Annotated in this window: 19 protein-coding genes; 8 read left to right on the forward strand and 11 right to left on the reverse strand. The window is 68.0% G+C overall.

Going from position 1 to position 20,350, the window contains the following annotated elements:
- Positions 1-6 precede the first annotated feature (6 nt).
- Both OG876_RS32170 and OG876_RS32175 read right to left on the reverse strand, forming a co-directional pair.
- The gene (locus tag OG876_RS32170) at positions 7-747 is read right to left on the reverse strand and encodes an orotate phosphoribosyltransferase (protein WP_328520435.1); all 741 of its coding nucleotides are present in this window, start codon (positions 745-747) and stop codon (positions 7-9) included.
- Positions 748-837: 90 nt separating this feature from the next.
- Complete coding sequence (locus OG876_RS32175) at positions 838-1,860, reverse strand: NADPH:quinone reductase (protein ID WP_328520436.1); 1,023 nt, start codon at positions 1,858-1,860, stop codon at positions 838-840.
- Between the two features lie 202 nt (positions 1,861-2,062).
- Here OG876_RS32175 and OG876_RS32180 point away from each other — a divergent pair, with 202 nt between their 5' ends.
- A complete protein-coding gene (locus OG876_RS32180; protein ID WP_328520437.1) occupies positions 2,063-2,863 on the forward strand; it encodes an alpha/beta fold hydrolase in 801 nt (266 codons plus the stop codon).
- A gap of 64 nt (positions 2,864-2,927) precedes the next feature.
- On the opposite strand, the gene OG876_RS32185 is transcribed toward OG876_RS32180, so the two are convergent.
- Positions 2,928-4,265, reverse strand: coding sequence for an aminotransferase-like domain-containing protein (locus OG876_RS32185; RefSeq protein WP_328520438.1), 1,338 nt, complete (start codon positions 4,263-4,265; stop codon positions 2,928-2,930).
- A gap of 63 nt (positions 4,266-4,328) precedes the next feature.
- Here OG876_RS32185 and OG876_RS32190 point away from each other — a divergent pair, with 63 nt between their 5' ends.
- Both OG876_RS32190 and OG876_RS32195 read left to right on the forward strand, forming a co-directional pair.
- Entirely contained in the window at positions 4,329-4,982 is a 654-nt protein-coding gene (locus OG876_RS32190) for a DJ-1/PfpI family protein (protein ID WP_328520439.1), read from the forward strand.
- 39 nt (positions 4,983-5,021) lie between these two features.
- Complete coding sequence (locus OG876_RS32195; protein WP_328520440.1) at positions 5,022-5,921, forward strand: hypothetical protein; 900 nt, start codon at positions 5,022-5,024, stop codon at positions 5,919-5,921.
- On the opposite strand, the gene OG876_RS32200 is transcribed toward OG876_RS32195, so the two are convergent.
- Positions 5,909-6,895, reverse strand: coding sequence for an SDR family oxidoreductase (locus OG876_RS32200; RefSeq protein WP_328520441.1), 987 nt, complete (start codon positions 6,893-6,895; stop codon positions 5,909-5,911). The two genes, OG876_RS32195 and OG876_RS32200, sit on opposite strands and share 13 nt — an antisense overlap.
- 106 nt (positions 6,896-7,001) lie before the next feature.
- On the opposite strand from OG876_RS32200, the gene OG876_RS32205 reads away from it, so the two are divergent.
- The 3 genes from OG876_RS32205 to OG876_RS32215 are packed head-to-tail and all read left to right on the forward strand — an operon-like array spanning position 7,002 to position 9,760.
- The gene (locus tag OG876_RS32205) at positions 7,002-7,757 is read left to right on the forward strand and encodes an SDR family NAD(P)-dependent oxidoreductase (RefSeq protein ID WP_328520442.1); all 756 of its coding nucleotides are present in this window, start codon (positions 7,002-7,004) and stop codon (positions 7,755-7,757) included.
- A complete protein-coding gene (locus OG876_RS32210) occupies positions 7,747-9,222 on the forward strand; it encodes an aldehyde dehydrogenase family protein (RefSeq protein ID WP_328520443.1) in 1,476 nt (491 codons plus the stop codon). Before OG876_RS32205 ends, OG876_RS32210 begins: the two co-directional genes overlap by 11 nt.
- A gap of 10 nt (positions 9,223-9,232) precedes the next feature.
- Positions 9,233-9,760, forward strand: a complete 528-nt coding sequence (locus OG876_RS32215) for an Lrp/AsnC family transcriptional regulator (protein WP_328520444.1) — start codon at positions 9,233-9,235, stop codon at positions 9,758-9,760.
- A 5-nt stretch (positions 9,761-9,765) separates the two neighbouring features.
- Here the strand turns inward: OG876_RS32215 and OG876_RS32220 are convergent, their stop codons facing one another.
- The 4 genes from OG876_RS32220 to OG876_RS32235 form a co-directional block, all read right to left on the reverse strand.
- Positions 9,766-10,665 carry a pseudouridine-5'-phosphate glycosidase gene (locus tag OG876_RS32220; protein WP_328520445.1) on the reverse strand — a complete coding sequence of 300 codons (900 nt, stop codon included), beginning with the start codon at positions 10,663-10,665 and terminating at the stop codon, positions 9,766-9,768.
- Positions 10,658-11,569: a carbohydrate kinase family protein gene (locus OG876_RS32225; protein WP_328520446.1), complete on the reverse strand. Its 912-nt coding sequence runs from the start codon at positions 11,567-11,569 to the stop codon at positions 10,658-10,660. The genes OG876_RS32220 and OG876_RS32225 overlap by 8 nt, the downstream gene beginning before the upstream one ends.
- Before the next feature lie 34 nt (positions 11,570-11,603).
- Entirely contained in the window at positions 11,604-13,202 is a 1,599-nt protein-coding gene (locus OG876_RS32230; protein WP_328520447.1) for a DHA2 family efflux MFS transporter permease subunit, read from the reverse strand.
- A gap of 76 nt (positions 13,203-13,278) precedes the next feature.
- Entirely contained in the window at positions 13,279-14,787 is a 1,509-nt protein-coding gene (locus tag OG876_RS32235; RefSeq protein ID WP_328520448.1) for an aldehyde dehydrogenase, read from the reverse strand.
- Between the two features lie 141 nt (positions 14,788-14,928).
- On the opposite strand from OG876_RS32235, the gene OG876_RS32240 reads away from it, so the two are divergent.
- A complete protein-coding gene (locus OG876_RS32240) occupies positions 14,929-16,275 on the forward strand; it encodes a caspase family protein (protein ID WP_328520449.1) in 1,347 nt (448 codons plus the stop codon).
- 22 nt (positions 16,276-16,297) lie between these two features.
- Here OG876_RS32240 and dapB read toward each other — a convergent pair whose 3' ends face one another.
- Complete coding sequence (dapB, locus tag OG876_RS32245; protein ID WP_328520450.1) at positions 16,298-17,113, reverse strand: 4-hydroxy-tetrahydrodipicolinate reductase; 816 nt, start codon at positions 17,111-17,113, stop codon at positions 16,298-16,300.
- A gap of 341 nt (positions 17,114-17,454) precedes the next feature.
- Between dapB and OG876_RS32250 the strand changes: the two genes are divergently transcribed.
- Positions 17,455-18,126: a hypothetical protein gene (locus OG876_RS32250; RefSeq protein WP_328520451.1), complete on the forward strand. Its 672-nt coding sequence runs from the start codon at positions 17,455-17,457 to the stop codon at positions 18,124-18,126.
- Between the two features lie 34 nt (positions 18,127-18,160).
- On the opposite strand, the gene OG876_RS32255 is transcribed toward OG876_RS32250, so the two are convergent.
- Together OG876_RS32255 and OG876_RS32260 are read right to left on the reverse strand one after the other, a co-directional pair.
- Entirely contained in the window at positions 18,161-18,502 is a 342-nt protein-coding gene (locus tag OG876_RS32255; protein WP_328520452.1) for a Rieske (2Fe-2S) protein, read from the reverse strand.
- 9 nt (positions 18,503-18,511) lie between these two features.
- Positions 18,512-20,242 (reverse strand): GMC family oxidoreductase, encoded by a 1,731-nt coding sequence (locus tag OG876_RS32260; RefSeq protein ID WP_328520453.1) that lies wholly within the window; start codon positions 20,240-20,242, stop codon positions 18,512-18,514.
- Between the last annotated feature and the right edge of the window lie 108 nt (positions 20,243-20,350).

Below are 20,350 nucleotides of genomic sequence, written 5' to 3' on the forward strand. Positions count from 1 at the left end.
TCCGCGTCAGGCGGCTTGGGGCAGAAGGGTCCAGCGGGGGTCTTTGTCGGACCAGTGGTTGGTGAGGGCGTCGACGGCGAGGCGGTGGGTCGCCGGGTCGAGGATGCCGTGATCGGTGGCGGCTGTGAGTACCTCGAGGTACGTGGCGATGGACTCGATCGGAAGCGTCTTGGCGATCGGAGCGACGGAAGTCGCAACGTCGCGCATGTCGATGAGGGTGAAGACGCCGACGAGGATCGCGCCTTCGCTCTGGAGTTCGTCGGCGAACGCCTCGAGCGCCGTACCTGACGAGACGGCGTCGTCGACCAGCAGCACTCGCCGGCCGGTGACCGATGCTCCGCGGACGCGCCGTTCATGGTCCTCGTGCCCGACGTACCCGGGCTTGCGGACGAACGCGAAGGGAAGGTCGCCGGCCAGCGCGACCGCGGTGGCGAGCGGGATCCCACCGGTCTCGGCGCCGACGACGACGTCCACGTCGAGCTGATGGGCGAAGGTTGCACCTGGTTCGGCGAGGTCGTGCAGCAACCGCGGGTCGCCGTACGCGTTCTCGTTGGACAGCGGCTGCAAGGGGAGCCGGGTCTTCATGTCCCAGTGCCCGATGCCGGGCCGGACCAGGCCCGGCACGGTGGCGAGCCGGGTGACGAGGTCGGTGCCCGGATTCGGTACGGCGGTGAGGCGGGCAACGTCTGCACGGTCGGCGAGCCTGGTCCGCCGGGGGTTCGCCAAGGTGATCTGGTTCGTAGTCATGCCATTCACGGTCGCGCCGATGCGCTTTCGTCGCGCCCGTGGCTCTCACTAGTGATCACCCTGGAGGCCCCGCGGGGAACCGAGGCGTGTTCAGCTGGCGACGGTGATCAGCACCTTGCCGACCGCTCCGCTCTCGACGGCGGCGTGGGCGGCCGCTGTCTCCTCGAGCGGATAGCGGTGCAGGGGGAGACCGGCCTCCTCGCCGACCCGGAAGGCGCCGTCCACGATTGCCTGGTTGATGTCCGCGGCACCGGCGGAGATCCGGTCCCAGCCGACGGTGTAGAGCAGGACGAACTGGTAGCGCGTGTTCAGCCCCATGTTCCGCCGTACGTCGAGATCGAACGGGACGCCACCGTCGTTCGCGTAGATCGAGATCGTCCCGCCCGGGCGGAGAACTCCCAGATCGAGCTCCGCATTGGCTCCGGCCGCGACTTCCACGACGAGGTCGACCCCGTCGGGCGCGATACCCCTGATCGCCTCGACCGCGTCCGGATCGCGGTAGTTGACGACATGATGCGCCCCGGCGGCCGTCGCGAGGCGCGCTTTGGCCTCCTGGCTGACGGTCGCGATCACCTCCGCGCCCGCCCAGCGCGCGAGCTGGATCGCCGCGTTGCCCACTGCTCCGGCACCGCCTGCGACCAGGATCGTCCGATCCGCCAGCGCATCGGGTGCGAGCCGGGCTGGGCCGCCCTCACCGACCGTCAGCGCTCGATGAGCGGTGAGCGCCGGGATCCCGGTACTGGCGCCGAGGTCGAAGCCGGCCCCCGCGGGCAAGGGGAACACGCGCTCGGCGGGGACGACGGTGAACTCCTGCGCGGTCCCACTCGCGGGACGGCCGTCGCCGGCCAGCGTGACCCAGACGCGATCGCCGACGGCGAGGCTGTCCACGCCGGCGCCGAGTTTGTCGACCACGCCCGCGCCGTCGTGGTTGGGGACAGTTGCGTCCTCGGGTCCGCCGCCGTACTGACCGCTGCGCGCCTTCCAGTCCGTCGGGTTCACCCCCGACACCATCACGCGCAGCCGGACTTCGCCGTCGCCGGGTTCAGGGACGGGTGCGTCGACCAGGTCGAGCACGGCCGGATCGCCGGGGCGCGTGTACCTGATCGTTCTCATACGAACGTCCTCCTCGACATCGGCCGCTGCGGGCAGCGTCTCACGACCGGTGCGAAGCCGTCGCCCCTGGGCCGAAGGCCTCGGCGCCGGACACGCACCAGGAGCTGGACCAGTGACTTCCACTGGGGTGACACGTCAACCACGGACGCACTGTGGTCGTAACGGAACCCCTCCGATGATTGGAAGACCGATGAGAAACCTGATGTCGAATGCAAAGAACCTGCTGGTCGGCGCGGCCGGTGTGGCGGTCCTGCTGGCCGGGGCGACCACAGCCCAGGCCGCGGAGTCCGGACAGACCAGCCAGTCCGGGCAGGTGAAGCCGACGATCGTGCTGCTGCATGGTGCGTACGCGGACGGCTCGAGCTGGTCCGGAGTGACCAGCCGGCTCCAGCACGACGGCTACAACGTCGTGGCTCCCGCCGTACCGCTGCGCGGGATCGCGTCCGACACGTCGTACCTGAGCGGCGTCCTCGCGACCATCCCCGGGCCGAAGGTGCTCGTCGGTCACTCGTACGGCGGCGCCCTGGTCAGCGAGCTCGCGGACACCTCCGGGGTGAAGTCGCTCGTGTACGTCGCGGCGTTCATCCCGAAGGCCGGCGAGACGCTGGGCGCACTCAACTCGCAGTTCCCCGGCAGTGAACTCGGTCCGGACGTGACCAACGTGATCAGCTACCCCGGTGGGGTGGACCTGGCGCTGAAGCCGGACAAGGCCGGCCCGATCCTGGCCGCGGACATCCCGGCCCGGGAGGGTGCTGTCTTCATCGCGGCGCAGCGGCCGGTTGCGGCTGCGGCGTTCAGCGAGCCGGTTGAGAAGACCGCCCCGGCGGCCCTTCCGAAGTACGCGGTGATTCCGACCGGTGACAAGGCGATCGCCCCGGCCGCCGAGCGGTTCATGGCCACCCGGGCCGGCGCGACCGAGGTCGAGGTCCCCGGTGCGTCGCACCTGGTCGCGGTGTCTCAGCCGTCGGCAGTAACTCAGGTGATCGAGCGAGCCGCGCGTTGATCGCGCCCCTCGCCAGAGCCGGCCGGAGCATCCCGCTCCGGCCGGCTCTTGTCTGTCAGGCGGGTCAGCGGAACGGATCGCGGTCGGCTTCCTGCCGGACTGCATGCAGGGCCTCGCGGAGGTCCGGAATACTGACCGAGCCGAGTGCCAGGCGCAGGGCGTGTGGCGCTGTGGGCGTGGTTGCGAATGGTTCGGCGGTGGAGATCGCGACCCGTCTGCCGGCCAGAGCTGCGGCGATCCGGTCCGGGCGCGCGTCCCGGGCCAGGGGCAGCCACAGGAAGTACGACGACGGGTGCGCGATGCAAGGCAATTCGGCCAGGATCTCCGCGGCGATGGACTGGCGTAGGCGGGCGTCGTCGCGCTTCTGTGCCTCGAGCCGGTCGACGGTGCCGTCTTCCAGCCACCGGCAGGCGATCGCGGCCGTCAGGCCGGGGGTGTGCCAGGTCGTTGCCCGGATGACGCGCTCGAGCGCCGGCACGAGTGCCGCGGGTGCGGCGACGAAGCCGATCCGCAAACCGGTCGCCACGCTTTTCGACAGGCCTGAGACATAGATGGTGAGGTCGGGGGCCAGCATCGCCAGCGGCGGTGGTGCGTCCTCGACGAGGTAGGCATACGAGGCATCCTCGATGATCGAAACGCCGTACCGGTCGGCGATCGAAACGAGCCGTGCACGCTGGGAGTCGTCGTACACCCAGCCGAGCGGGTTGTGCAGGGTCGGCATCGCATAGACGGCGCGGACGCGGCGTCGTCGGCACAACTGTTCGAGCGCCTCGAGATCAGGATCGGCCTCGGTCACCGGCAGGGGCGACAACTCCAGCCCCAGCGTGCGCGCGAGCACGATGAACCCGGGATAGGTGACAGCATCCACCGCGACCACGTCGCCCGGCTGCAACCGGGCCATCGCCGTCACCGCGAGACCGTGCTGGGCGCCATTGACGATCAGGACTCTTTCGCGGCCGACGTCGAGTCCCCGCCGGCGCAAGTGCTGGGCGACCGCGGCCCGGTCTTGAGCGCGCCCGCGATGTGGCTGATAGCGCAAGAGCGCGTCGAGGTCGCCGGATCCGGCGAGGTCCCGCAAGGCCTGGCGCAGCAGTTCGGCCTGGCCGGGAACCGAGGGTGAGTTGAAGCTCAGATCGATGGCGTCGACGGCCACCGACCGTTGATCGATCTCATCGCCGGCCGCGGCAGCGAGGTCACGGACGAACGTGCCCCGGCCCTGCTCTGAGCTGACCAGTCCCATCGCTTCCAGTTCGCCGTACACCCGGGACGCCGTCACGAGCGCGATTCCCTCGTCCGCGGCGAGCCTGCGATGAGTGGGTAGGCGGTGGCCGGCCGGCCACCGGCCGTCGCGGATCTGCGCCGCCAGCGCATCGACCACGCCCTTGTACTTCGGCACTCTCACCGAAGCATTGTATGCATGACAATTCTTTGATCGTCATGGATCGGCGGCTCTAGCCTGCGATCCATGCACATCGCGATCCTGACCTTCGACGGCTACAACGAACTCGACAGCCTCATCGCCCTCGGCATTCTGAACCGCGTCAGCGCGCCAGGCTGGCGGGTGTCGATCGCGAGCCCGGCGCCGCGGGTGCGCTCGATGAACGGCGTCACCATCGACGCCACGATCGATCTCGACGAGGCCTGCACCGCGGACGCGGTCATCGTCGGCAGTGGCAGGAAGACCCGCGAGGTGGTGGAGGACCCCGCCATCATGAACTCCCTGCGCCGGCTCGACCCCACCCGGCAACTGTTGGCGGCACAGTGCTCCGGCACGTTGGTTCTGGCCAAGCTCGGTCATTTGACCGACGTGCCCGCCTGCACGGATCTCGTGTCCAAGCCGTGGGTCGTCGCGGCCGGCGTCGATGTCCTCGACCAGCCGTTCTTCGCCCGCGGCAACCTCGCCACCGCCGGCGGCTGCCTGGCATCGACGTACCTCGCCACCTGGACGATCGCCCGCCTCCACAGCCTCGAAGCCGCCGAAGACGCCATGCGATACGTCGCCCCAGTCGGCGAGAAGGACGACTACGTCGCCCGAGCACTCCGCAACGTCACTCCCTACCTCGACCCGGCCCCGACCGAGCTCGCTCGGCCAGTTGGCGCCCGGGGCGAACTGTCGTGAGGTGCTGTAGGCGTCCGGGGTGAGTGCGATCCTGTGGCGGTGAGAACTGGGATGACGGCCGCTGCTTGGGCCGAGCAGCAGGTTGCCGCGGTCCGCGACGACCCGTCCGGCCGGCTCGCCCTGATGCAGCGTTGCTACTACGGTCCGTTCGGGAAGGCGCCTCGGCATCTGCCGTATCGCCGGGCGGCGATGTCGGCGATGCAATGGGAGTTGCGGCGCGGGGTGCTGCAGCCACCCTTCAGTGATCGTCCGGGGAGTCCGTGGTGGCGGGCCGTGAACGAGCGCGTCCTTCGGGACGGCTGCGAGGCTGTGGCGCTGAGCGGCGACCTGTCGGGCTCGGCCTCGTCGCGCACGGTCGAGTTCTGGCTGTCCTTCGCGCAGTACCCGACCGCCAGGGCGTGGTGGAGGGCGCACAACGGCAGCGTGATCGCCGGTTATCTGGAGCACAGCGCGCTGGCTGAGACGGAGACCGTCGCTGAGCGCTTCTTCATGAACGTCGTGCTGTGCCGGGTGCTCTACACCCATGCCCTCGTCGCGGCGCCGCGGATCGCCTTGGGTTGGCTTCGTCCGCTCGCCCCGCTGCTCGGTGACCCGAGGCTCGGTATGGCCGGGATCTTCCTCCAGTTGTCCCGAGTGCTGCCGGACGAGTATCCGCTGCGCGAGGAGGTGCGGTTCTATCTGCGCAACGAGCTCGGATTCGGTCGGCTTCTGGACTACGGCGTGATCGTCCCGCGGCTGCAACAGATCTACGCGTGGTCGGCACACGAACTCGCCGACCCGGGCCTGCTCGAGTGCATCGACGACGGAGCCCTGACCTACGCGCTGTCAGCCGACGACCACACCTTCTGGCAGCCACCAGAGTCCCTCATCCTCCAGTTGGCCCGACGCCTACTGCCGCCACCTGGGGTCCGTCGACGCGCACAGGGTCAGCCTGAGTAGCGGGCGACGAGCGTGTTCATCGCTTCGTCGATGGCGTTGTCGACGCGGCGCCGGCTGGGGTCCTCGTCGTACCAGGTGATGATTTCGCGGGCGCCTGTTTCGAAGGGGATGGTCGCGACGAAGTCCGGGACGACTTGGCGGAGCTTGCTGTTGTCGAAGACCGCCGAATGGGTCTTGTCGCCCAGCAGGCCGTCACCCCACCCCTGATGTACGGCGGCGATCGCGTCCGAAGGAACGTGGACGATCTGTGCTGACGTCCCGGCTGCCGTGGCCAGCGCGTGCGCGATCTGGTCCCAGGTCAAGACGTCGTCGGAGGTGATCTGGAAGGTGTCGCCGAGTGTGCGTGGGTGGCCGAGCAAGGGGACGAGTCCGCGGGCGAAGTCGCGGTGGTGCGTCAGAGTCCACAGTGAGGTCCCGTCACCGTGCACCACGATGGGTTGCCCGCGGCGCATCCGTTCGACGATCGTCCAGCCGCCGTCGAACGGAACGAGAGTGCGGTCGTAGGTGTGTGAAGGCCGCACGATCGTGACCGGATAGCCCTCGTCCCGGTACAGCGTGGTCAGGAGGTCCTCGCAGGCGATCTTGTTGCGTGAGTACTGCCAGAACGGGTTGCGCAACGGCGTCGACTCGGTGATCGGCAGCCGGGCCGGTGGCGTCTGGTACGCCGAGGCAGAGCTGATGAACACGTATTGGCCGACATGTCCGCGCAGCGCGTCGGTGCGGGTGCGCACCTGATCGGGCGTGAACGCAATCCAGTCGACCACGGCATCGAAGTCCTGGCCGGCCACAGCGGCCAAGGACGCCGGGTCGTCGATATCGGCAGTGATCTGCTTCGCCTCTGGCGGGAGTGGGCGGATCGAGGTCTGGCCCCGGTTGACGACCGTGAGATCGAGTCCCAGCTCGACTGCTCGCCAGGAGCAGGCCGAGCTGATGATTCCGGTTCCACCGAGAAAGAGAACACGCAGCCCACTCATGCGAACAACCTCTCCGTAAGATCACCCAGGTCCCGAACTTGGAGAATGATAACAACTGAGCCATCCTGGGCTTTCATCTGAAAGATCAAAGAAGGGCGGGTGGGTTGTGAGCAGCCTCGAGGGGCGCGTTGTGCTGATCACCGGCGCCGGTGGTGGTATCGGCTCGGCGACCGCTCGCACCATGGTCGCCCAAGGCGCGCACGCGCTGATTCACGACATCACGGGATCCGCGCTCGATCCTCTCGCCAAGGAACTCGGTGACAGCGCCACGGCCCTGGTCGCCGACCTCACCGACCTGGCGGCGGTCAAGAAGCTGTGGGACGACGCCTGGGTCGTCAAGGGGCACGTGGACGTCCTGGTCAACAATGCCGGCGCCTATCCGCCTGCTCCACTGGACGCCCCGCTCGAGGAGTGGCTCAAGGTCTGGGACTTCTCGCTCGACCTGCATCTCAAGGCGCCCGCGGTCCTGTGCCGCGAGGCGGTGGCGGCGTACGCCGGACTGGACCGGGGCGGCATCATCATCAACCTGGCGTCGCGCGCTGCGTTTCGCGGCGAGGATCCGGAGTACTGGCACTACGCGGCAGCCAAGGCCGGTGTGGTTGCGATGACGCGCACGATCGCACGGCAGTACGGACGCAACGGCGTGACTGCCTTCGCTGTCGCTCCTGGCTATGTCGACACCGACTTGAACGAGCACTTCCGTGACACGGTCGGCGTCGAGGTCGCCGCGGAGCAGACCGGTCTGGGGGAGGTTGCACAACCGCAGGACGTGGCCAACATCATCGCGTTCCTGGCGAGTGGTCTGGCGAAGCACGCGACAGGCACCACCATCGACGTGAACGGAGCGTCGTATGTCCGTTGACACCGCCCTCGCGCGGATGAGTGCGGACCTGTTCCTCAACGGATGCTGGACCACGGGCAAGGCCGGGGCACTCGACAACGTTGACCCAGGCAACGGTCGTACGATCGGTGCCGTGTCGCTGGCCGGCACCGACCAGGTCGCCGAGGCGATCACTGCCGCCGAGAACGCGTTCCCTGCCTGGTCGGCGATGCCGGCCGCTGCTCGAGGAGACATCCTCCGGTGTGCGGCCGCGTTGCTCGCGGATCGCGGCGAGGAGGCCGTGGCAACGATCTTGTTGGAGACCGGCAAGACGGAGGCCGACGCCCGCGGCGAGATCGGCCGCGCCGTGGAGACACTGCGCTGGAACGGTGAGCAGGCCGGCCGAATCCCAGCAAGTGTGTTCCCCGGCGTTGTCGCCGGGTCGCGCCGTCTTTCGATTCCGACTCCGCTCGGTCCCGTCGCGGTCATCACGGCCTGGAACTTCCCGGCCGTCCTCGCGACGCGGAAGCTCGGCGCGGCCCTCGCCGCGGGCTGCACGGTGGTGTTCAAAGCATCGGAGTTCGCCCCGGCCACCGCACGACTCATCGTCGAACTGCTGGCGGAGGCGGGGCTTCCGGCCGGGGTGGTGAATCTGGTCTTCGGTGATCCGCAGGCGGTCTCCGAACAGCTCACGTCCTCCCCGGCGATCAAGGCTCTGTCCTTCACTGGATCCACAGCCGTCGGCAAGACGCTGGCCGCGCAGGCGGCTCCGAACCTCATCCGCACGGTCATGGAGCTGGGCGGGCACGCGCCAGTACTGGTGATGGATGACGCCGACGTCGATCACGTGATCGCCACCACCGCGGCCGCGAAGTTCGGTTCCGCCGGTCAGTCGTGTGTCGCGCCCTCGAGGTACTTCGTTCACGAGTCTCTGTACCGCGAGTTCGTCGACAAGCTCACGGCCAAGGCGGCGTCCTACGTCCTCGGGCACGGCACCGAGGACGGCGTGACGCTCGGCGCGGTCGCCCATCAGGGACGGGTGGACGCGCTTGTCCGCCTCGCCCGCGATGCTGCCGATCATGGGGCCGTCATCACGACCGGGGGCCGGCAAGTGGGCCGCGATGGCTTCTACTTCGAGCCGACGGTCGTCGCCGGACTCCCACTGGATTCCGAGGCCATGATCCTCTCGGAGGAGCCGTTCGGTCCGATCGCGACCGTCTCCTCGTTCAGCACGCTGGACGAGGCGATCGAGGCAGCCAACGCGGCGCCCTTCGCATTCGCGGCGTACCTGTTCACGAACAGCATGGACGTGCGCGACGAGGTCGTCCGGCGGCTGAGCGCGTCGAACATCGGCGTCAACCAGTTGGCTCCGTCGCTGCCCGACGTACCTCTGGGTGGCCTGGGCATCTCCGGCTACGGCTACGAAGGCGGAATCGAAGGCATCCTCGCCTTCACCCAACTACGTCTCGTCTCCGAGACCGCGGGAGATCCTCATGCTCGCCGATAATCATTCCTCCTTGGCGCACGTCCGTGACGTGGCCGCGACGGCGCGCGAACCGTACGTGCTCGACGCGATCGACCTGGCCCTGCTGAAGATCCTCGTGGCGGACTGTCGTACGTCGCAGCGCCAGATCGCCACCATGCTCGGAGTCTCCGCCCCCACCGTCGGTGAGCGGATGGCACGGCTGGAGCGCAAGGGCGTCATCACCGGGTACAGCGCCCAGGTCGACTGGTCGGTCGTCGGCTACGGGCAGGTCGTGTTCCTCTCCATCGAAGCCGGCCCGGGATACGACGTCGCCGCGATCATGGCCGCCCTCTGGGACCTGGCGGAGGTCGAGGACGTCACTCTGGTCACCGGTGAGCTCGATCTCCTGATCCGGATGCGGGTCCGCGACTACGGCGAGCTGAGGACGATCCTGATGGACCAGGTCTGGCGGATCCCGGGCATTCAGAGGACGGCGACCCTGCTGTCCGTGGCCGACATGCCGGCGAAGGACTTCGGAGCCGCCCTCCTCGACAAGCTCGAGCAGGCAGCCGGCGACTGACGGGTTCAGACCGCAAGCGCGACGGCGATCCGGGCCGCGAGGTCAGCGTTGTTACGGGCCAGCGCGAGGTTGGCCGGCACGCTCTCCCCGTCCGTCTCCTGCTCGATCCTCGCGAGGACGTACGGCGTGACGGCGGGACCTGCGACTCCGGCACGGGCACTCGCTTCCAACGCCGCCGTGAGTACGGCGTCGATGCGCGACGCCGGGATCTCGTCGTCGACGGGAATCGGAACAGTCAGCAGGACGCCGGTAGCCGACCGCGCCCGGAAGCGGAGAACGTCACAGACGACTCGCTCGTCGTCGACCCGGTGCGGAATCGGCAGGCCACTCGACCGCGTGTAGAACGCCGGGAACCAGTCGTGCTGCCAGCCCAGGACCGGGACGCCGGCGGTCTCGAGATACTCAAGTGTTCGCGGCAGGTCGAGGAAGGCCTTGGCGCCGGCGCAGACGATGATGACGGGGTGGTTGGCGATCGCGTCCAGGTCGGCCGAGACGTCGCCGCTGACTTCTGATCCGCGGTGGACACCGCCGATGCCGCCGGTGGCGAAGACCGAGATGCCGGCGGCGTGGGCCAAGGCAACCGTCGCCGAGACGGTGGTGACGCCGACGTCCCATCCTTGTGCCTGCGCCACTGCCAGATCGCGCTCGGCGACCTTGCGGGTGCCCTGCAGCACTCTCTTCTCTTCATCCGGCGAGAGACCGACATGTGGCCGGCCGTCGAGGATCGCGGTCACGGCTGGGGTGGCGCCGTGGTCGAGGACTGCTTGCTTGCACAGTCCTAGGGCTTCGGCGTTGGCCGGGGCCGGCAGGCCGAGATTCGAGAAGATCGTCGACTCGAGCGCGACGACCGCGCGACCTCTCTCCAGAGCCTGCGCCACGTCGTCGGACAAGATGGGCTCAATCACACACAGTTCCGTTCTCGTCAGCGGTGATGGATAGGGTGGCACCAGGTTCGCCGAGAACCCTGCTGGCAAGGCTATGGCCGGCTTCGACCGCCTCGACGGCATCGGCTTCATCGAGTACGGCGGACAGGAAGCCCGCGGCGAACGCATCGCCGGCGCCAGTCGTGTCACGCACGTCCTCCACCGGGGGTACTTGGACTGTTGCTGACCTGTCGCCGCCGAGATGAACCTCAGTGGGCTCCACGCCGTTCTTGACCACAACCGTCGTACCGGGATTGGCGAGGTCTCGCAGGGAGGCGGCGTCGGCTTCGATCCCGTTCGCGAAGACGTACGTCGGCTGCAGTGTTCTGATCAGGTCACGGAACTGGGTGGGTCCGATGGCCTCGATGAGTGCGACCGAGGACGCATCGATGGTGAGGATCGCGCCTTCGGCACGGGCGATGCCGGACGCTTGGCGGAGGACGGACAGCGACGGCCCGGCGAGGGAGTACGCCGAGAGGTGGATGGCGTCCGCACCGGACAGCCAGAGGTCAGGTACGTCGGCCAACTGAGCCGCGGCGGCTCGGTCGGGGTACATCGTGCGTTCTCCATCGTCATCCACCAGGATCACGATGGTGCCGGTTCGTCCTTCCCTCTGGACCCTGGCGTCGACACCGGCCCGGGCCAGGTCCCGCACCAGTGCCGCACCAACAGCGTCATCCCCAACGCGCCCGACGAACCGAACCGCCGTCCCAAGACTGCTCGCGAAGGCGGCAACATTGGACGCCGCACCACCGCGCGCCCGGCGGATCAGTGCCGGGTTGTCCGTCCCCTCCCGCGTCCCACCAGCCACCCAAACAACAACGTCCTCGACAAGGTCACCAACACACACCAGACTCCGTCGACCCTGCAACGCCCCACCTCCCATCCCGGCTGAGGCGACGGTATGGGAAGCGAGTCGGTCAGTCGACCACCGCCGGCGGTACCTGGTCCCCGACGAGGGGTGTCACCTCGCGTTTGCGGGGGAGCATCAGTGCCGGCACCAGGGTGAGCACCACCAGCACCCAGGCGACCCAGAAGGTGTGCGCGAACGACGCGGCGGCGTCGACCAGCCCGCGCAGGACCGCGGCGGGGTCGAGATGGAGCAGGGCGATGCCGCCCGGGCGGGTGTTGGCCGCGATGGCCGCCTGGGTCTCGCGGATGCCTCCGTCCTGCCCGGGGATGTTCTGCGTACCGGGGATGATCGGCGAGTTGTTGAGCTGGTTGGTGAGGATGACCGACATCGTCGCGACGCCGCAGGACGAGGCGATCTGCTGGGTGATGTTGAGCAGGGTGGAGCCGCGCGCGACCTGAGGGCCGGGGAGGGTCTTCAGCGCCGAGGTGAACAACGGCATCATCGTGGCGCCCATCCCGAAGCCCATCACGACCAGCATGCCGATGATCAGCAGGTACGGCGTCGTCGCCGTGAGCTGGGTCAGGCCGAACATGCCGATGACGATCAGCACCAGCCCGAACGGCACGATCCGGCCGACCGGCACCTTGTCCACGAGCCTCCCGGCGATCGGCATCGTCACCATGGCGCCGAGTCCCTGCGGCGCCACCAGGAGACCTGCCTGCAGGGTGGACTCGCCGCGGATCTGCTGGAAGTAGGTGGGCACCAGGAGGAGCCCGCCGAAGAACGCCGCGGCGAACAGGAACATCGTGATGATCGAGACGGTGAGGTTGCGGTTGCGGAACAGCCGAAGGTCGAGCAAGGGGTGCTCCGGCCGGAAGGAGTGCCAGACGAACGCCCCCATCAGCAGCAAACCGACCAGCATCGAGAGCCACACCCGGGTCGCGCCGAAATCACCGTTCTCGGCGGGCAGGGAGGACACGCCGAAGAGGAACAAGGCGAGACCGGGAGACATGAGGAGCACCCCGACGACGTCGAGCGACTCCGACCGATGCGCGGTGTCCCTGGCCAGTGCGAACCAGGCGTAGACCAGGGCGATCACGCCGAGCGGCACGTTGATGAGGAAGATCCAGTGCCAGCTCGCCACCTGGATCAACCAGCCGCCCAGGATCGGTCCCAGGATCGGGCCGAGCAGCATGGGCACCCCGAGGATGGCCATCAGCCGCCCCATCCGGTGAGGCCCCGCGGCTCTGGTCATGATGGTCATACCCAGCGGCATCAGCATGCCGCCGCCGAGGCCCTGCAGGACGCGGAAGCCGATCAGCATGTTGATCGTCGTCGCGGTCGCGCACAGGGCGGACCCGGCGGTGAAGAGGAAGATCGCGGTCATGTAGAGCCGCTTGGTGCCGAACCGGTCGGCCGCCCATCCGGTCAGCGGAATCACGGTCGCGAGTGCGAGCGTGTACGCCGTGACCGTCCAGGCGACATGTGAGTAGGCGACCGGGTTGCCGGGCGTACCGAACTCGATCTGGAAGGTCGGCAGGGCGACGTTGACCACCGTGATGTCGAGGATCGACATGACGGCGCCCAGTACCACGACGCCGGCGATCTTCAGTACGGCGGCATCGATGTGGTCCGGGTAGTCGGACTGGGTCGCTGGCTGGCTCATTGTGCCCCCCTGAGCGCGAATCACGTGATCCCGAGCCTACGCGCGAACCCTGCGCGGGCACGAGCCTTTTCCGTGATCAGCCGAGTTTGAAGGGGTCGCGGGTGGCGCCGGTGAGTTCTACCCAGACGGCCTTGACCTCGGTGTACTCGTGGATCGCATCGAGCCCGTTCTCACGGCCGATTCCGCTCGCGCCGAAGCCACCGAACGGCACGTTGGGAGCGACGACGCGGTAGGCGTTGATCCAGACGTTGCCGGCCCGGAGCCGCGCGGCGACCCGGTGCGCACGGTGCACGTCCTTCGTCCACACCGCACCGGCCAGACCGTACGGCGTGTCGTTGGCGAGACCGAGCGCATCGTCCTCGTCGCGGAACGTGTACACCGCCAGGACCGGGCCGAAGATCTCCTCCCGGACGACGGTGTGCGCCGAACTCACACCGGTGAGTACGGTCGGCCGGATGAAGAGGCCGCCGTGGTCCTGGTCGGGACCGCCACCGCAGGCGACCACGGCCCCTTCCTTCCGCGCTGTCGCCAGGTAACCGAGCACCTTCTGGTACTGCGGTGCGTTCGCGGCCGGCCCCATCTCGGTGTTCTCGTCGTTGGGGTCCCCGAGCCGGATCCGGTCGGCACGCTCGACGATGAGACCGACCAGTTCGTCGTGGACACTCTCGTGCACGATGAGGCGCGATCCGGCCATGCAGGTCTGTCCGGTCGCGGCGAAGACACCGGCAATGACGCCATTGGCCACCGCGGCGAGGTCCGCGTCGGGGAACACCACCTGAGCGGACTTGCCGCCGAGTTCGAGCGTCACCCGGTTCAGATTCGCGCCGGCGGCCCGGGCCACGGCGGCACCGGTCGCGGTCGACCCCGTGAAGGCGACCTTGTCCACGCCGGGGTGCCCGGCCAGCGATGCGCCGACCGACCGGCCCAGCCCGCAGACGACGTTGAACACGCCAGGCGGGATCCCGGCTTCGTGAACGAGTTCGGCGAAGGCCAGGGTCGAGGCGGGGGAGTGTTCGGATGGCTTCACGACGAAGGTGCAGCCGGCCGCGAGTGCGGTGGCGAGCTTGAAGGTCATCAGCAGGAGTGGCGAGTTCCACGGCGTGATGGCCGCGACGACACCGACCGGCTCGCGTCGGGTGTACACGAGGAAGTTGTCCCGGTCCGAGGGGATCGCGCGGCCCTCGATCTTGTCCGCCAACCCGGAGAAGTAGTAGTACCACTCCGGTAGGTACCGCATCTGGCCGATCATCTCGCGGTAGAGCTTGCCGGAGTCGGCGACCTCGAGCCGGGCCAGTCGCTCGGCGTTGGCGGCGATGACGTCCCCGAGTCGCTGGAGGAGCCGCGCCCGCTGGAAGCCGGTCATGCTGCCCCACGGACCGTCGAGAGCGTCCCGCGCGGCTCGGACCGCTCGGTCGACGTCGTCGACGGTCCCATCCGGAACAATCGCCCAGTCCTTGCCGGTGTAGGGATTGTTCGAGGCGAAGGTCGCACCCGACAGGGCGTCGACGAACTCTCCGCCGATGTACATCTGGAACCGCTGCAGGTCCTCCCGGTCCGTCTGCGGCGTGAGCGTCGTACTGGTCATCGCTGCTCCTGATCGTCGGAGGCGTCTCCCTACGGACGGTAGGTCACGCCCGCCCCGACGGCTAGCCAGGACGTCTGATCGAACGGGAGGCTTGACAGTTCCAGCGGCGGGGGAGATCTTCGCTTGTGACGGGGGGTCGGGATGGTGGGGAGCGATGGTGTCGGCCGACGGCTCGCGCTGATCGTGGCCACGTCGGCGTACGAGGATGAGGGTCTCGCGCAGCTGGTGTCGCCCGCGTACGACGCTGCCGCGCTGGCCGGTGTGCTGGCGGATCCGGCGATCGGCGGGTTTGCGGTGTCGTCCGTGCTGGATGCCGCATCCGGGCAGATCTCGCAGACCATCGAGGACTTCGCGGCCGAACGCGACCGTGGTGACCTGGTGCTGCTGTATCTGTCGTGCCACGGGCTGAAGGACGAGCAGGGCAGGCTGTACTTCGCCGCGCGCGATACGCGACGCGATCGGTTGCGCTCGACGGCTGTCTCGGCTGGGTTCGTGAACGACGTTCTGTTCGCCTGTCGATCGCGCTGCAAGGTTCTGGTGCTGGACTGCTGCTACAGCGGCGCGTTCGCCAGGGGCTTGTCCGTCAAGGCCGATCCTTCGGTTCACACCGCGGATCATTTCGACGCGCGCGGTCTGGTGGTGCTGACGGCATCCGATGCGACGCAGTACGCGTTCGAGGGCGACAAGGTGGTCGGAGGCGCCACGCCGTCGATCTTCACCTCCAGCGTGACCCGCGGGCTCCAGACCGGTGCCGCCGACATCGACGGAGACGGCCTGGTCTCGGTCGACGACCTGTATGAGTACGCGCGGCGACAGCTTGCCGGGCAACCGCAGCTGCAGAATCCGCGCAAGTGGGAGTTCGACGTGGCCGGCACGATCGTCCTGGCCAGATCGCCGGCTGCGCCGGGGCCTACAGTCGCGCCTCCGGCTGAGAGTCTTCCGGCGGTTCTGTCCCCCAACTGGGGAAACGCGGCGCCGGTCTCGGCTCGGGTCCGGCAGACCCAGTGGTGGCTCGGGCTGCTGCTGTTCCTGGCCACCGCGGTCGTCCTCAGCGTGTTGCTGATGCGGTGGCTCTTCGATTGGCTGTATTTCCTGGGTCTGACAGACCAACTGCCTGCTGACACTGCGGGGCTGGTCACAGCAGCCGCGGGCGGTGCCCTGTGGGCTGTCGCCTACGGCGCCGTCGATGCGGCTCGGAGCTCGCCGGCCCGCTGGTACGACCTGCACCTCCGCTGGCTGGCCACGCTACGCCAGGTGGTCCAGCCTTCAGGCTGGCGCCAGTTCGGGCAGGCGGTCCGCGCGGCGGTGCCACTGAACGTTGCACTCACCCTTGTGGTATCCGTCCTCATCGGCGCCTACGGCTACGACCACTGGGGCGGCTCGCAGGGCCGCGACAAGTCCTTCCCACTCGCTTACACACTCCTCACCACCCTCGCCGTCGCCACCTACCTGACCAGCGAACAACGCAAACGCCGAGAAGACGCCTAACCGTGCGGCGCTTGGTGAACTGCTAGCGATCCGCGTCAGGATCGCCGTACAGCAGCGAGGCGAGTCCTCTTCGGAGTCCTGTTTCGTCGGCGACCCGGCGAATCGCCAGGAGGGTTCCGGCGACGTATGGGTCCGCGGTCGAACCAGGATCGTGACGCATCACAAGTCGTTCCCCTGATCCACCGAACACCACCTCGGTGGTCACGACGAAACCGGGCAGCCGGACGGAATGGATCCGGGTGCCCGCAACCTCGACACCTCGGGCCTCGACCGGACCGTGCAGGTCCGGGAGCGGGATCGCCGCCCCGGGCCGGCGCACGCTGCCCAAGGTTTCGGCGAGCTCCCGGGATGTGCCGCTGGGGACGTCGGGCTTCTGATCGCTGGCGTAGTCGAGCACTTCCCAGTGCTCCAACTGCTCGGCGGCCATCGACGCGGCACGCAGTAGCACCGCCGCCATCACGGAGAAGTTTCCCGCCGCGATCACGCCGACGCCACGGTCACGCGCCGTACGATCGATCTCCGCATAGTCGGCGGCAGTCAGCCCGCTCGACCCCACCACGGCATGGATCCCGGCCTCGATCGCCGCGACCACGTTCGTCTTGACGGCAGTGGCGCTGGTGAAGTCCACGACCACGTCCACCGGAGCAGATCGCAGGGCCTCGGCGACCGTCCCGTAGATCGATCCGGCGGCTTTCGAGCCGGTGACCGTCGCGATGTCTTGACCGGCCGCCGATCTGGACACCCCAGCGGTGAGCGTCAGATCATCGGCGGCAGCGATGGCGGCGACGATCGGCGCCGCGGTCCAGCCAGTGATGCCGGCGAAACACACATTCGTCATGCCAAGACACTACGGCGTACGTCACTCGCGCGACCTGGGTTTCTGCTGTTGTTGCCGTCAGCAACATGGTGGCCGGCTGACCCGGATGTGAAGTCGGCTTGGCGATTCGGCAACTTTGATGGCCCTCGGAGCATCAAACAGGTGTCCAAGGGGGGCATCGTGAAGTCTTTTCACAGCATTCGTTCTGTCAATCTCCGTCTACCGATCCACATGAAGTGCTCGAACTCGCCGCCATACCCGTGGGAGCGATCACCGTCCCGGCGATCGTCGGCGCCGACTCTGCGCCGACAGGCCTGTTCCTGTCGCGTCCGCCACCTCAGCATGCGGCCTTCGGTCGCGCGATGAGACGCCGTTCGTTCGTCTGTGGTCTGTCGACCGCAACGCTGGCGACAGGTGTGCTCCTCGTGGGGAGTACGTCCGCGTCAGCCCAGAACACCGAGTACGCACCGGCCCAGCTTGTCACCGGCACCACCACGGTTCTGCCGCCGGTGTTCGGCAAGGCACGGTTCACGTGCCATGACGAAGGCGCCAACGTCACCGCCCGGCTGCGCAACGCCAACGCGACGGTCCAGTACTACATGGTCGGGATCACGGCGGGCGACATCCACTATGACTACGTCGTGACTCTGGCCGCACGCGGGGCTGAGCTCGTCGAGTTCGGTGGTCTGCCCAACGGTACGTATCTGCTCCAGGTCCAGAACGCCGCCGGTGCCTTCGACGCCCAAACCCGGGTGCGTGTGCGCTGCAACGTCACGCCGCCAACCGGAACACCTACGCGTACGCCGACCGCATCGCCATCGCAGACGCCGACTGCGACGCCGACAACCACCGCGCCGACAACGCCGGTGGGCGTGCCAACCGCGGTGGATGCTGGTCTTTCTGGCCCCCTCGCACAGGATGACTCGAACCAAGACCGGACGATCGTCGGCATCGGCCTGCTGGCGGCCGTCGCCATCATCATCGGCCTGGCCGCGCTCCTGGTACGGCGTCGCCGCGGACTGCACCACCTCTGACAGGAACGTCCCGCGTGGGCAGAAGCCGGAGCGGTCACAGGCGGATCTGGATCTCTCCGTCGAGTTCCTGCACCTCGTAGACGCTCAATGGCTTGACGGCCGGGCCGTTGATCACGGCGCCGGTCGTCACGTCGAATCGGGAACCGTGGCACTGGCACATGATCGTGCGTCCCGTGCGCAAACCTCCGGACAGCGGGCATGGCTCGCTGCCGCACGTGCAGAGGTCGCCGAAGGCGTAGACGCGGCCGTCGACCCGCGCGAAGGAGACGCGCAGCTTCCGATCGCCCAGGGTGAGGTAGTACGGAGCGACGCTGTCGTCGGCGATCGCCGCAGCGGCGTCGACGGTTCGGAACGTGCCCGCTGTGAGCTCGGACATCGGGTGCTCCTAGTAGGGATAGTCAGGGATGACGTCGGACTTCTTCGCATCGAGTCGCAGCTCGCCCAGAGCGCCGGCAGGTACGGCGGGACGGTGCGGCATCACCGGGGTCACACGCTCGTACCCGGACCCCAGGGGCGGCCTGGGGTCGACATCTCCCTTGTTCGGCCACAGTGACAGCGCACGTTCGGCCAGGGCGGTGATCGAGAGTGAGGGGTTCACTCCGGTGTTGGCCGGCATCACGCTGCCATCGATGACGTGCAGGCCCGGCTGGCCGAAGACGCGCTGGTAGGGGTCGACCGCGCCGCTCTCGCTGCTGTCGCCGATCGGAATCCCGCCGGTGAAGTGGGCCGAGGCAGTCCGGTTGATGACCTCGAACGGCAGGGCTCCTTCGTGGCCGCCCATCGTGGCCGCCATCCGATCGACGAACTGCTCGACGACGGGGATGTGCACCGACGGAGGCGTGCCGGTGTGGCGGCTTCGCAGTACTCCGTCGTGCCAGTAGAGCTCGATCGACGTGTCGGTCGTCTGGGAGCAGAGCATGACGACGGTCCGCTCGGCCCAGTTGCGTGCGTCGTCGAAGCTGAGGACGGACGTCGGATGCTCGATCAGTTGCTTGACCCAAGCGGCCGTCGGGTGTTTCTGCTCGCCGTGCTGGTGATAGGTGACCAGGAACGCGAAGAGGTCGTTCCCGACGCCCCAGTAGACGGGCTCGATGCTCGTGACGGGGTCGGGCCAGACACCGGAGGTGATCGACACGGACCCCGGGGTGAGCCGGATCCGGTCCGGATCACGCTTCCATTCCTCGTGCGTGCGGGTGATCGCGAGGAGCTGTTCGGAGTTCGTCCGCGCACGTTGGCCGAGCTGGGAGGAGACGTCCCGCAGTCGGCCCTCGTGTTGCGTGTGCAGCAAGAGCTTGGACGAGCCGTATGCGTGGGCGGCGACGATTACCTGCTCGGCGGTGTAGGTGTGGTGCTGCAGGTGCTCGGCCCGTTGCGCCCAGCCCGGGTGCCGTGCGTGCACCTCGAACCCGCCTCCCTCGAGGGGGATGAGGTCGTAGACCTCCTGGAGTTCGTGGACCCGGGCGCCGAGCTTCTCCGCCAGGTACAGGTAGTTGGTCGTGAGCTTGTTCTTCGCGTTGTGGCCACAGCCGATGTTGCACTTCCCGCACGAGACGCACCCAGTACGACGCGGTCCGGCGCCACCGAAGTACGGATCGTCGGCCTCGACTCCCGGGCTGCCGAAGTACACGCCGACCGGCGCTTTGTTGAACGTTTCCCCTCGTCCCATCTCGGTGGCGACCTGTCGCATGACGCGGTCGACGTCGGTGGGCATGTACGGGTAGCGAACGGCACCGAGCATCCGGGTCGCCTGGTCGTAGTGGGGGGCCAGTTCGTCGGCCCAATCGGTGATGCTCGCCCACTCCGGCGCGTCGAAGAACTGCTTTGGGGGCACGTAGAGCGTGTTCGCGTAGACATGAGATCCGCCGCCAACGCCCGCGCCGCATAGGACCAGCACGTCATCGAGGTACTCGACCCGCTGGATCCCGTAGAGGTCTGCCGCGGGGAACCACAAGAACCCGGGCAGATGCCACTGGCTCTTCGGGATGTCCGCGTCGCTCCATCGCTTGCCGGACTCCAGGACGCCGACCCGATACCCCTTCTCCGCGGCGCGAAGCGCGGAAACGCTGCCGCCGAACCCGGAGCCGACAACCAGCACGTCGTAGTCGAAGCTGTTCATCGGGATCTCCCTCCTGGACCCACTTGTCATCGACCACATTCGCGCCCGGTAGCTTCACATCGCACCCGTGGAACACCCTGGTCTCAACGCTGCTGCTGCGCAGCCTCG

It is taken from the genome of Kribbella sp. NBC_00359 (genome assembly GCF_036097425.1).
Lineage (GTDB): Bacteria > Actinomycetota > Actinomycetes > Propionibacteriales > Kribbellaceae > Kribbella.